This is a genomic window from Kitasatospora sp. NPDC030952, assembly GCF_055571335.1.
In genome coordinates, this window is the sequence record NZ_JBVIFM010000017.1 from 13,913 (window position 1) to 26,404 (window position 12,492).

11 protein-coding genes are annotated in these 12,492 nt (G+C 73.9%); 3 read left to right on the top strand and 8 right to left on the bottom strand.

The genetic code is table 11. The features are described 5' to 3' along the window. Nucleotides 1-92: 92 nt before the first annotated feature. Nucleotides 93-1,568, top strand: a complete 1,476-nt coding sequence (locus tag ACZ47G_RS26480) for an MFS transporter (protein WP_465746697.1) — start codon at nucleotides 93-95, stop codon at nucleotides 1,566-1,568. Between the two features lie 121 nt (nucleotides 1,569-1,689). Here the strand turns inward: ACZ47G_RS26480 and pth are convergent, their stop codons facing one another. From pth to ACZ47G_RS26500, 4 genes are all read right to left on the bottom strand, one after another. Beyond that, nucleotides 1,690-2,274 (bottom strand): aminoacyl-tRNA hydrolase, encoded by a 585-nt coding sequence (gene pth, locus ACZ47G_RS26485; RefSeq protein ID WP_465746699.1) that lies wholly within the window; start codon nucleotides 2,272-2,274, stop codon nucleotides 1,690-1,692. 95 nt (nucleotides 2,275-2,369) lie between these two features. After that, nucleotides 2,370-3,170, bottom strand: a complete 801-nt coding sequence (locus tag ACZ47G_RS26490) for a DUF305 domain-containing protein (RefSeq protein WP_465746701.1) — start codon at nucleotides 3,168-3,170, stop codon at nucleotides 2,370-2,372. Continuing rightward, the gene (locus ACZ47G_RS26495; RefSeq protein ID WP_465746703.1) at nucleotides 3,167-3,829 is read right to left on the bottom strand and encodes a DUF3105 domain-containing protein; all 663 of its coding nucleotides are present in this window, start codon (nucleotides 3,827-3,829) and stop codon (nucleotides 3,167-3,169) included. The genes ACZ47G_RS26490 and ACZ47G_RS26495 overlap by 4 nt, the downstream gene beginning before the upstream one ends. A 100-nt stretch (nucleotides 3,830-3,929) precedes the next feature. Then, nucleotides 3,930-4,436, bottom strand: coding sequence for a hypothetical protein (locus ACZ47G_RS26500; protein WP_465746705.1), 507 nt, complete (start codon nucleotides 4,434-4,436; stop codon nucleotides 3,930-3,932). A 328-nt stretch (nucleotides 4,437-4,764) separates the two neighbouring features. On the opposite strand from ACZ47G_RS26500, the gene ACZ47G_RS26505 reads away from it, so the two are divergent. After that, nucleotides 4,765-6,351 carry a PP2C family serine/threonine-protein phosphatase gene (locus tag ACZ47G_RS26505; protein WP_465746707.1) on the top strand — a complete coding sequence of 529 codons (1,587 nt, stop codon included), beginning with the start codon at nucleotides 4,765-4,767 and terminating at the stop codon, nucleotides 6,349-6,351. A gap of 536 nt (nucleotides 6,352-6,887) precedes the next feature. Here the strand turns inward: ACZ47G_RS26505 and ACZ47G_RS26510 are convergent. From ACZ47G_RS26510 to ACZ47G_RS26525, 4 genes are all read right to left on the bottom strand, one after another. Further along, complete coding sequence (locus tag ACZ47G_RS26510) at nucleotides 6,888-7,487, bottom strand: TetR/AcrR family transcriptional regulator (RefSeq protein WP_465746709.1); 600 nt, start codon at nucleotides 7,485-7,487, stop codon at nucleotides 6,888-6,890. Between the two features lie 80 nt (nucleotides 7,488-7,567). Beyond that, nucleotides 7,568-8,614, bottom strand: a complete 1,047-nt coding sequence (locus ACZ47G_RS26515) for an agmatine deiminase family protein (RefSeq protein ID WP_465746711.1) — start codon at nucleotides 8,612-8,614, stop codon at nucleotides 7,568-7,570. Nucleotides 8,615-8,640: 26 nt separating this feature from the next. Beyond that, nucleotides 8,641-10,362 (bottom strand): urease subunit alpha, encoded by a 1,722-nt coding sequence (locus ACZ47G_RS26520; RefSeq protein ID WP_465746712.1) that lies wholly within the window; start codon nucleotides 10,360-10,362, stop codon nucleotides 8,641-8,643. Continuing rightward, complete coding sequence (locus tag ACZ47G_RS26525; RefSeq protein WP_465746714.1) at nucleotides 10,359-11,069, bottom strand: urease subunit gamma; 711 nt, start codon at nucleotides 11,067-11,069, stop codon at nucleotides 10,359-10,361. Before ACZ47G_RS26525 ends, ACZ47G_RS26520 begins: the two co-directional genes overlap by 4 nt. A gap of 564 nt (nucleotides 11,070-11,633) precedes the next feature. Between ACZ47G_RS26525 and ACZ47G_RS26530 the strand changes: the two genes are divergently transcribed. Then, on the top strand, nucleotides 11,634-12,149 hold the full coding sequence (locus ACZ47G_RS26530) for an ATP-binding protein (RefSeq protein ID WP_465746716.1): 516 nt from the start codon (nucleotides 11,634-11,636) through the stop codon (nucleotides 12,147-12,149). Nucleotides 12,150-12,492: the final 343 nt, after the last annotated feature.

The window sequence follows — 12,492 nt, forward strand, 5'->3', positions numbered from 1 at the left end:
TCGGACGCGGGGTGGACGCACCGCGAGATCTTTCGTATCGCAGGGCGAGCAACTCGTAGAAAGAACATATCTGCATCCGATATATTTGTGGCATGAACGCCACCGCCCTTGCCGCACGCCTGCTCACCGAGCGGCCCCGGCCCCGCGGCATAGCCGGCTGGCGCCACGCCCACTGGCTGGCCGTCGGCACGGTCTGCCTCGGCGCCTTCCTCGGCCAGCTCGACGCCAGCGTCATCGCCCTGGTCTTCCCCGCCATCGGCCGCCACTTCGACGCGGGCTTCGCCGCCGTCGAATGGGTCGCCCTGGCCTACCTGCTCGTCCTGGTCGCCTTGCTGGCCCCGATCGGCTGGCTGTCCGACCTGCTCGGCCGCAAGACCATGTACATCGGCGGCTTCGCGGTCTTCGGCCTCTCCTCGCTCGGTGCCGGGTTCGCCGGCAGCCTGTGGATCCTGGTCGGCTGCCGGGCCGTGCAGGCCGTCGGCGCCGCGATGATGCAGGCCAACAGCGTCGCCCTGGTCGCCCGCGGCGTCCCGGAGCACGCGATGCGGCGCGCGCTCGGCATCCAGGCCGCCGCCCAGGGCCTCGGGCTGGCGCTCGGGCCGAGCCTGGGTGGGCTGCTGGTGGAGCACGCCTCGTGGCAGTGGGTGTTCTGGGTCAACGTGCCGATCGCGGTGTTCGGCATCGTGGCCGGCTGGTACCTGCTGCCCCGCACCCGGACCGCCGTCGGCGGGCCTGCCGCCCACGCCTCCCCCGCCGACGGGCGCGCCGCCTTCGTCCCGGGAGCCCGTAAGCCCGAGTGCCGGCGTTCCGCGCCCCGCTTCGACCTGCCCGGCATGCTGCTGCTCACCGGCGCGACCACCGCGCTGCTGCTCGCCCTGTCCACCGCCTCCGGCCTGCCGCTGCCCGGCTGGGCCGTCGCCGTGCTGCTGCCAGCCGCCGCCGGACTCACCCTGGCCCTGGTGCGCCAGGAGCGGCGGGCGGCCCGGCCGATCCTGGCGCCCGGGCTGGTCAACACCCCGGGCGTGCGTTCCGGGCTGGTGGTCGCGCTGATCGGCTACCTGCTGCTGTTCTGCCCGCTGGTGCTGGGCCCGGTGCTGCTCACCGGCGCGGGCGTGTCCACGGCCGCCGCCGGCCTGGTGGTCACCCTGCTGCCCGCCGGGTTCGCCGTCGCCGCGACGGTCGGCGGCGCACTGCTGCCCCGGGGCTGGTCGGACGTCACCCGGTGCCGCTTCGGCTCCGCCCTGGCCGCCGCCGGGCTGTTGCTGTTCGCGGTGCTGCCGGTCTCCGGTCCGGCGGTGGCGGCCCCGCTGCTGGTCGCCGGGTACGGGCTGGGCCTGCTGCTGCCGGCCAACAACGCCCTGGTGATGCGGGCGATCCCGGCCGAGTGCTCGGCGGTCGGCGGCGGCATGGTGAACATGGCGCGCAGCCTGGGCACCGCGCTCGGCATGGCGCTGTCCGTCCTCGGTGTCCACCTGGCGGGCGCGGCGTCCGGTGGGCGGACGGTGCTGGCCGTCCTCGCGGCGGTCGCGGTGGCGGCCGTCGCCCTTACCCGCCCCGGTAAGGCGTGACCCGCCCGGCCGCACCCAGGTAAGGCGTGCCCCGCCCGGCCGCACCCAGGTAAGGCGTGACCCGCCCGGGCCGCACCCCGGCAGGACGCCGGCCACGAGCACCCGGGGCGCGCGAAGGGCCTCAGGAGGAGCTGACGTTCAGCGCGTCCTGGGCCCGGTTCAGGCCGAGCCGCACCAGCGTCTCCAGGGCGTCCGCGCAACGGTCCAACACCCCTGGCAACGCGGCCAGTTCCTCGTCCGAGAACTTCTTCAGCACCCAGTCGCCGATGCGCTGCCCCTTCGGCGGACGCCCGATGCCGAAGCGCAGCCGGACGAAGTCCCGGGTGCCGAGCACGTCGCCCACCGAGCGCACCCCGTTGTGCCCGCCCGGCCCGCCGCCCCGCTTCAACTTGCCGGTGTCGTAAGCGAAGTCCAGGTCGTCCTGGACGACCACCAGGTGCTCCACCGGCACCCCATACCGGCGCAGCAGGGCGGCCACCGGGCGGCCGGACAGGTTGATGAACCACTGCGGCTTGGCCAGCAGCACCCGCCGGCCGTCCACCTCGATCTCCGCGACCACGGCGCCGATTCCGCGCCGGCGGAACCGGGCGCCGTGCCGCTCGGCCAGCCGGTCCACGGTCAGGAAGCCCGCGTTGTGCCGGGTCAGCCGGAACCAGGGGCCGGGGTTGCCCAGTCCGGCGATCAGCCAGGGCGCGTCGGTGGTCATGCGGGTGCTCCAGGGGTGGGAACGGCGGACGGCCGGAGCGCCGCGGGCAGGTCGTGGGACCGCCCCGGCGCCCCGGCCGTCCGGGGAACAGCGGATCAGGAGGCGGGGACGCCGGGGGCGGCGCCGCGCTCCTTCAGCATGTCGGTCATCAGCTGCAGTTCGGAGGTCTGGGCGACCACCATCGACTGGGCGAGCCGCTTCTCGATGTCGTTCTTCGCCATGTCGACGTACCCCTGGGCCATCTCGACGCCACCCTTGTGGTGCTCGATCATCAGCTGCAGGAAGTACACCTCGGCGTCCCGGCCGCTGAGCGTGCGCAGCTTCGCCATCTGGGTGTTGGTCGCCATGCCGGGCATCAGCGAGCCGTCGTGGGCCTGGTAGTCGTGGCCCATCTTCATCCACGCCATCGGCGTGGCCGGCGAGTGCTGCGGCAGCCCCCACTGGTCGAGCCAGCCCATCATCATGCCGCGCTGGTTGGCCTGGGTGTTGATGATGTCGAAGGCGAGGGTGCGGGTCGGCTCGTCGGAGGTGCGGTCCCGGACGATGAACGAGAGGTCCACCGCCTGCTGGTGGTGGGTCGCCATGTCGCGGGCGAACCCGGCCTCGGGGGAGTCGTCCGCCGGGACGGCCAGCGAGGACGAGCCGGAGGCCGACGTCCCGCCGGCCACCAGGGCCGGCACCCCGAGCGCCAGCGCCACCGCGGCGGCCACCGCGGCCGGCCACCACAGCCGGCGGCGGCCGGGACGGGCGGGGGCCGCCGCGTCCTCGGGCTGCTCGGTGTCCGGGCCGGCGAGGTCGTCGGGGAGGTCCTTCGGGAGGTCCTTGGGGAGGTCCGCCGCGAGCTTCGCGGTGGGCTTCTCCGCAGGCGTGCCGGGGCGGGACCGGTCGGCGGTCACATCGCCCCCATGGTGCAGGAGGCGCCCGGCTCCTGGGTCTGCTTGCCCTGGACGTACTTGGTGAAGAACTCGTTGACCCGCGGGTCGCTGGCGCTGTCCACGATCAGCTGGGTGCTCCAGGCGTTCAGGGTGATGGTGCCCTGCTCGTCCGGGTACGGGCTCATCAGCGAGTACGGGGTGGTCTTGACCTTGTCGGAGAGCGTCTTGATGTCGTCCGCCGTGGCCTTGCCGTTGTACGTCACCCAGACCGCGCCGTGCTCCAGCGAGTGGACGGCGCGCTCGTTCTCGACCGGCTTGTCGTAGACGTGGCCCATGCAGTCCAGCCAGACCGCGTTGTGGTCGCCGCCGACCGGCGGGGTCATCGGGTAGTCGACCTTGTTCGTGACGTGGTTGCGGCTCAGGTCGCCGAAGGTCTTCACGCCCGGGATGTCCGCGTTGGAGGCGGCCGCCCGGTCCTTCTGCTTCTGGTTCTGGTCCATGACGAGCCAGGTGCCGGTGGCGATCGCGCCGACCACCAGCACACCGGCGGCCACCGAGGCGACGATCTTGTTGCGGCGGTCGCGGCGCTGCTCGGCGGCGCGCAGCTCGGCGATCCGGGCACGGCGGTCGACGCCGCCCTTGTCTCCGGGCTTGTTGGACTGCTTGGAGGCGGAACCCATGATGGTTGTCCTTGTCCCCGCCGCACACGGACGTGGCAGCGGTCGGCTGAAGTGGGGGGAGGGGCGGACCCGCCGACGGCACGTCGGCGGTGGGTTCCGCTCAGGACCGGTGGACCTGGAGCGCGTGCAGATCCGGCGCCGGGCGCGGACCGTCCAGCAGACCCGCGGCCACCACCCGGGGCAGCGCCTCGGGCGCCGGGGCGGCCAGCGGTGACACGGCGGGCTGCGGGTGCGGCGGCGGATTCGGGAGCTGGGCGTCCTGCGGACAGAACGGGTGGCTGGAACAGCCGTTGTCGTTCGGCGGCCGGCCGTCGGCGGTGCACAGGATCCAGTGGTCCTGCTGCCCCGTGAGCCGGTGCCGGTGATCGGACACCCGGACGGTGTCGCGGCTGTGCGGGGTCGGCGCAGTGGCCTCCGCCGCGGTGACCACCGACACGGCGCTCACCGGAACCGGGGCCGGGCGGACGGGACCGGCCGCCTTCGCCAGGCCCGAACACGGCAGCGCGGTCAGCAGGGCGACCAGCAGCAGGACCAACAGCGCACCAGCCGGGCGGCCCGCCGGTGCGGCCCTCCCCGGTCGGGGCGAGCTCGGGGCCGACGCGGTCATGCGCACATTTAATCAGCCGAACGGGTGAAGCGATGCCCCTCCTCGGCCCTCATTTTCAACCCCCAACACCCCGTAATGGCCAGGAAACGCCCTGCTCGGGGCAGACCCGGCAAGCACGGACGGAACGGAACCGGACGGCTGCGGTGACACCCACGCCACCCCTCCACCCCGCCGGCCGCGAACCGGCAGGTGAGCGCGGTGGCCGGGATGATCCGATCGGTGACCGGTTGTCGCCGAAACCCGGACAGCGTCGTTGCACTTGGAGACAATGACGCCAGTCCGGCCCCGCCGGGGGCGGCGCGACCACGGACCGACCAGGAGCCGCCAGATGAGCAAGCAGGGTGCACCCGCACAGCCGCCCCGGCCCGACGACGGCTGGTGGGACACCGTCTACGACGGTCCGGCGGGCACCCTCTCCGACACCCCGCACGCCGACCCCGGCCACGGCAGCGTCGACGACTGGTTCGACACCGCCGCCGGGCTGATCGGAGCCCAGCGCACGGCGCCGCCCGAGCCGGCCGCGGAGCCGATTGCGGAGCCGATTGCGGATGTCGCCGCCGAGCCCGCCGAGGTACGGGACAGCCTCGACGACTGGTTCGACGACGCGCTCGGCGTGATCGAGGACACGGGCGGCACCGGCGGTATCGGACACCAGCGCACCTCGACCGAGACCGTCACCGTCGAGCCCGCGCCCGCGCCCGCGCCTGAGCCCGAGGCGCCGGCTGTCCCGGTCTCCCTGGAGAAGCCCGCCCCGACCCCCGGACCCCCGGCCGCCGTCGAGCCCGAACCCGCTGTCGAGCCCGAACCCGCTGCGGCAGCGGAACCCGACCCCGAGCCGGACCCCGAGCCGGACCCCGAACCGGATCCGGAACACGCCCCCGAAGCCCCGGCCGCCGCCAAGGAACCCACCCCCGAACCCGAGCCCGACCACGCGCCGCAGCCCGACCCCGAGCCCGCCGCCGCCCTCCCCGTCCCCGACCCCCGTCTCGCCATCCGCACCCCGCCCGCCGTCCCCCACGTCGGCGAGCGCCCCCCGACCTACGGGCCCGAGCCGACGGCCGTACCGGAGGCGGACCCGGCCTCGCTCGCCACGGTCCTGCCGGACACCGCCCTCGAAGGCGCCCAGTACGGGACGACCGTGCTGCGAGCCGTCTCCGTCCGCGGCGACTCCGCCCGCTACCGGGGCGAGCCGCGCCGGGACAGCCTGCTGGTCACCAGATTCGGCGACGGCCCCGACGGGCTGCTGCTCGCCGTCCTCGCCGGCCACGACCGGACCGCCGCCGAGGACGAGTCGCTCACCCCGCACGCCCTCTCCGCCGCCGGCGGCGAGGCCTGCCGCCAACTCGCCGCGGCCATCGGCCGCAGCCGCACCGGCCTCGCCGCCGACCTGCGCGACGGCGCCCGCGACCGACTGCGCTACGGCCTCCAGCGCCTGGCCACCGGCGCCGCCGCCCCGTTGCGTGCGCTGGCCCCCCGGGCCGACGGGGACGACACCCCGTCCCCGGCCGCACTGCACTGCCTGCTGGTGTCGCTCGACCCGGCGGCGGGCTACCGCGCCGCCTTCGGGGTCGGCCCCGGCGGGCTCTACCTGCTGCGCTCCGGCCACTGGATCGACGCCTACGCGGCCCGGCTGCTCCACCACCCGGACGGCCAGCCGCCCGCCCCGGAGGCCCCCGTCCCCGACCCGCGCCCGTTCCGCTTCCGCCTCGTCCCCGCCACCCCGGGCGACATCCTGCTGCTCTGCACCCCAGGCCTGTCCCGTCCGATCGCCGACGAACCCGCCGTCGCCCACTTCCTCTCCTCCCACTGGGCCCACCCCCACCCCCCGGGCACAGTCGACTTCCTCCGCCAGGTCCAGGTCCGCGCCAAGGGCTACGCCGACGACCGCACCGCCGCCGCCATCTGGACCGAATGAAGCCAGGCGGGCCCGCACCGGAAGTCGGCCCCTCCGACTTCCGGCGTCGATGCTTGCCCGTGCGTGAGAGGTCGGCGGGGCCGGTTCCTCAAGAGGCATGTGGGCTGGGCGGGAGGGCCTTCTGTGTCGGGTTCAGTGGAGTTCTGGGCGCCGCGCTGGAAGTCGGCCCATTCGACTTCTGGTGCCAGGCCCGCGTCCGCGCGTCACGGTTCGGCGGTTCCGGGTGATGGCGGTGGCTGCCCGCGTAAGGCCGGCCGTGTGAGCTCGTCCCCTGCGCCGGAAGTCGGCCGGTCCGACTTCCGGTGCCGTCCGGTGTTCCGGTGTGATGCCGGGCCGCCGTCGCCATCGGGGACGCGCGCCGGTGCGTGGCGGATGCGTGGCGGATGCGGGGCGGATGTGGAGCCGATGGGACTGCCGTCCCTGGTGGGAGCTGCGGCGAGGGGGCAGGTGGGGCAGGCGGGGGCCGACGGGCCGGTGGCGCTGCACGGGAGGTCGAGCAGGTCGAGCAGGTCGCGCCGGCCGCGGCCGTACCGGCCTCAGGTGCGGAGGAGGGCGGCGGCGACGGTGGTGGCGTGGGTGAGGGCGGTCGGGGGGTGGGTGTCGGGGAGGCCGATGGCGAGGGGGACGGCGAGGCCGTCGAGGAGGGCGCGGAGTTGGACGGCGCGGTCGGCGGCGGGGCCGGGGGTGAAGTCGCCGGTGGCGGTGCCCTGTTCGATGAGGGTGACCAGGTCGGCCTGCCAGGGGGCTTCGATCTCCTGCTGGCCCTGGCGGAGTTCGGCGCTGGCGGGGGAGCGGCCCCAGACCTCGACCCAGAGGATCCAGCGCGGGTCGCCGGGGCCTTCGGGCAGGTAGAGCCGCAGGTAGGCGTCGAGGCGCTGCCAGGGGTCGAGGGCGGGGTCGGTGAGGGCCTGGCGGCGGCGGGTGCCGAGTTGGTCCTCGCTCCAGCGGAGGGTTTCCAGCAGGAGCTGGTCCTTGCTGCCGAAGTAGTAGAGGAGGTGTCCGGCGCTCATCTGGAGCTGTTTGCCGAGTCCGGCCATCGTGAGTTTGGCGAGGCCGTGTTCGGCGATGGCGGTCCGGGCGGTGGCGTAGACCTCCTCGCGGGGGCGCGCCGGGCGGCGCGGGCGGGGGTCGGCCATGGTGGGGCTGCTTCCTGGGAGGAGGAGGGGGAGGTCCGAAGGCTACCGGGGTGGGGGCGGGTGCCCCCACCCCGGGGCGGTCAGGCCTTGGGCTGCTGCTGGGTGATGCAGTGGATGCCGCCGCCGTTGGCGAAGATCTCGCGGGCGTCGACGAGTTCGACGGTGCGGCCGGGGTAGGCCTTGGCGAGGATGTCGGCGGCTTCCTGGTCGCGCGGGTCGTCGAAGGCGCACAGGACGACGGCGCCGTTGGCCACGTAGTGGTTGATGTAGGAGTAGTCGACGGGCTCGCCGTCCTCGTCGAACAGGACGGTGGGGGCGGGCAGTTCGATGACGTCGAGCTGCCGGCCGCGGGCGTCGGTGGCGGCGCGCAGGATGGTGACGAGCTCCTGGCAGACGGCGTGGTCGGGGTGGGCCGGGTCGGGCTGGACGTGGGCGACGACGACGCCGGGGCGGACGAAGGAGGCGACGATGTCGATGTGGCCGCGGGTGCCGAACTCGTCGTAGTCGCGGGTGAGTCCGCGGGGCAGCCAGATGGCCTTGGTGGTGCCGAGGTGGGCGTGCAGTTCGGCTTCGACGTCCTCCTTGGTCCAGTCGGCGTTGCGGCCCTCGCCGAGCTGGACGGTCTTGGTGACGAGGACGGTGCCCTCGCCGTCGACGTGGATGCCGCCGCCCTCGTTGATCAGCCGGGAGGCGAAGCGCTGGACGCCGGTCAGTTCGCTGATGTGCTCGGCGATGTGCTGGTCCTTGTCCCAGCGGGCCCAGGACTGGGCGCCCCAACCGTTGAAGATCCAGTCGGCGGCGGCGAGCGAGCCGTTGCCGTCGATCAGGAAGGACGGGCCGATGTCGCGCATCCAGGCGTCGTCCAGGGGGCGTTCGACGATCTCGACGGCCTCGGTGACGTACCTGCGGGCGTCGGCGGTCTCGCCGGTGTTGACGACCAGCGTGACCGGCTCGTACCGGACGATGGTGTTGGCGACGGCGGCCCAGGCCTGGCGGCCGGCGTGCAGGTTCTCGGGGGTGTCGAAGGTGGGGTTGGCGGTGGGGAAGGCCATCCAGGTGCGGTCGTGGGGGTGCCACTCGGCGGGCATCCGGTAGCCGAGGTCGGCGGGCGTGGGGGTGGTCATCATCGGATCCTTGGAGAAGACGGGGAGGGTCAGAGGAAGTAGAGGCGGCTGAGCGAGACGCTGTCGGCGGGTTCGGAGCGCAGTGGTGCGCCGTCGAGGGAGACCAGGCCGGTCTCGGTGACCTCGACGTGGCCGGTCCGGGCGTTGCGGACCATGTCGCGCGGGCCGATGCCCCGGGTGCCGCGGACGCCGACGCGGCGCCGGCGGGTGGGGAGTCCGTCGGCGGGGCGGTCGAGGTAGGCGGCGTCGGCGGCGGCCTGGGCGACGAAGGCGACCGAGATGTCGGCGGCGGTGGCGCCGTGGGCGCCGAACTGCGGTCCGAGGACGAGGGGTTCGCACCGGTCGGTGGAGCCGTTGGGGTCGCCGACGACGCCGTACGCGGGGAAGCCGGACTTGAGGACGAGCTGCGGTTTGGCGCCGAAGTGGTCGGGGCGCCAGAGCACGATGTCGGCGAGTTTGCCGACCTCGATCGAGCCGACCTCGTGGGCGAGCCCGTGGGCGATGGCGGGGTTGATGGTGAGCTTGGCGATGTAGCGCAGGACGCGTTCGTTGTCGTCGCCGCTCTCGGTGGTCCCGTAGGAGCCGGTGCCGTCGAGCGGGCCGAGTTCGGCCTTCATCTTGCCGGCCATGGCGAAGGTGCGCCGCACGGTCTCGCCGGCGCGGCCCATGCCCTGGGCGTCGGAGGAGGTGATGCCGATGACGCCGAGGTCGTGCAGGACGTCCTCGGCGCCCATGGTGCCAGCCCGGATCCGGTCGCGGGCCATGGCGGCGTCGCCGGGCAGGTCGACCTTGAGGTCGTGCGCGGAGACGATCATGCCGAAGTGTTCGCCGAGGGCGTCGCGGCCGAACGGCAGGGTGGGGTTGGTGGAGGAGCCGATGACGTTCGGCACGCCGGCCATCTTGAGCACGTTGGGGACGTGTCCGCCGCCGCAGCCCTCGATGTGGAAGGCGTGGATGGTCCGGCCCTCCAGCACCCTCAGGGTGTCCTCGACCGACAGGCATTCGTTCAACCCGTCGGTGTGCAGGGCGACTTGGACGTCGTACTGCTCGGCGACGCGCAGCGCGGTGTCCAGCGCGCGGGTGTGCGCGCCCATGTCCTCGTGCACCTTGAAGCCGGAGGCGCCGCCCTCGGCCAGGGCCTCGATCAGCGGGGCCTCGTCGGAGGAGGAGCCGCGGCCGAGGAAGCCGATGTTGACGGGCCAGGCGTCGAAGGCGTTGAAGGCGTGGCGCAGCGCCCAGGGCGAGTTGACGCCGACGCCCCAGACCGGACCGAACTCCTGGCCGATGATCGTGGTGACGCCGGAGGCGAGCGAGGCCTCCATGATCCGCGGCGAGAGCAGGTGGACGTGGGTGTCGACGGAGCCGGCGGTGGCGATCAGGCCCTCGCCGGAGACGATGGTGGTGCCGGTGCCGACGACCACGTCCACGCCGTCCAGGGTGTCCGGGTTGCCGGCCCGTCCGATGGCGGCGATCCGGCCGCCGATCAGGCCGATGGACGTCTTGCGGATGCCCTGGACGGCGTCGATGACGAGGACGTTGCTGATCACGACGTCGCAGGTGTCGCGGACGGCGGCGGGCTTGAGGTGGAGGCCGTCGCGGGCGGTCTTGCCGAAGCCGGCCAGGAACTCGTCGCCGGGGGCCTGGGAGTCGGATTCGACCCGGACGATCAGTCCGCTGTCGCCGAGCCGGATCCGGTCGCCGGCCCGGGGGCCGTGCACGGAGATGTAGTCGTGCGGGGTGATCGAACTCATGACGGCACCTCCGTGTCGTCGAAGCCGGTGAGGTAGCCCGTGGCGCGGGCCTTGGCGAGGGCGGCCTCCTTGGCGCCGGGGGCGTCCAGGGGGCCGTCCACGAGCCCGGCGAATCCGATGGCGACGCGGGCGCCGCCGATCGGGACGAGGCCGACCTCGACGGTGACGCCGGGGTCGAAGCGCACCGAGGAGCCGGCCGGGACGGCGAGGTGGGTGCCGTAGGCGGCCGCGCGGTCGAAGGCCAGGCGCGGGTTGGCCTCGAAGAAGTGGAAGTGCGAGGTGACCGAGATCGGCACCTGGGAGGTGTTGTGGACGGGGATGACCAGCGTCTCCTCGACCGGGTCGTAGCCGGCGCCGTCGCCGGCCAGCGCGCCGCCGGGGGCTTCGTCGCCGAGCGAGCCGGCGCCCTTGAAGGGGTCGTTGACGACGGCGAGGCGGGTGCCGTCCTCGAAGACGGCCTCGACCTGGATGACGGTGACCACGTCGGGCACGCCGGGCAGCACGTCGTCGGCGGTCAGTACGGAGCGGCCGGCCTCGATGGCCTCGGCCAGGCGGCGGCCGTCGCGGGCGGCCTCGCAGACGGTGTCCGCGATCAGGGCGGTCGCCTCGGGGACGTTGAGGCGCACGCCCCGGGCGCGGCGGGCGCGGGCCAGTTCGGCTGCTGTGAAGATCAGCAGCCGGTCCCGCTCGGTGGGGGTCAGTCGCACGGTTCCTCGCTCGCGGTCGCCGGGGAGGGGGTCGGCTCGGGGCCGATGGCTTCCGGATGATGTTAGAACGTCGTTCAAACATCTCGGGGTCATTGAACCCGCACCGGGGCGCCGTGTCCAGCGTTGCCGCTCCGCGGGGGTTCGGCTCCCCGGGCGGGCGGCGGGGGTGAGCGGGCCGGGACGGGCCGCGCGCAAGGGCGACGCCCAAGAACGGCGCGGGAGGGCGGCGCGGGAGGGCGGCGCACGGCGGGGGTGGAGGGCGGCGCACGGCGCGGCGGAGCGCGGGGCGCGCGGCCCCACGCGCGGTCCGTACGGGCGCGGGGTGTGCGCGGGATCGGGCGGGGGCGGGCTCGAAAACAGCCTCTGCGCTTCGCAAACCCGTCCGGCGCGGGCAGTTGGATCACGTGAACCTCCCCGTGCCCCTTTCACCCCACGTGATCGGACGCACACTGTTGCAAACGTCGTCAACTGGGCATGAGGATGGGTGGTCAGAACGAGGGGGCCACCCGGCCGGCGGGGGATCCGGAGGCGGGGGCCCGGATTTGAGGGCGGGGGCATGTGTTGATGGACGGTCAGTCGCGATTCCCGCGGCAGCGGACGAGTTCGGGCGACGCCTACCGGTCCGGGTCGGCCCAGGGCCCGGCCGTCGGCGCCGGTACGACCCTGCCGGGTGCCTCGGCCCCGGGGTGCGCACTGCACCGACGCCTGCACCTGGCGCTCGACCCGGCCGACCTGGTCGCGGTGGGCTCGGTGCGGCACCGGCTGCGCACGGCGCTGAGCCACTGGGGGGTGCCGGAGCTGTCCGACACCGCCGAGCTGCTCTCGTCCGAGCTGGTCACCAACGCGCTGCTGCACACCGGCAAGGGCGCGGTCTTCGATGCCGTGCTCGACGCGGAGAGCCGGCTGCGGATCGAGGTGCAGGACGGCGCGAGCCGGCTGCCCGGGCGGCGGCGCGATCCGGAGGCCGAGTACGCGACCTCGGGGCGCGGGCTGCTGCTGGTGGAGGCGCTCGCGGACTCCTGGGGGGTGCAGCTGCGGGGGGACGGCAAGGTCACCTGGTTCGAACTCGCCCTGCCGTAGTCCCGCCCCGGCCGTGCCCGGCACATCCGTGCGCACTGCCCGTACGCGCTGCCTGTGCGCACTGCCCGTACGCGCTGTCCGTAGGATTGTTCGCCGTCGATCGATCCGTTCCCGAAGCAAGCCCTGAACGCAAGGTGGAGCGCAAGATTTCCGGCCCGTTGCCATTGCCGCTCGGCCGAACATTGGACAGGATGGTGGGAATGTGTGTCCACGTGCGGGAAGCAGCGGGGAGACCGAACCTCGACTGACCACCGTCCGTCGGCACCGTCCGATCCAGCACGACCCATCACACCGCCATGCGGCCCGTCCGGACGGTCGGCGCGGTCCGCCACGGCAGCGGCAG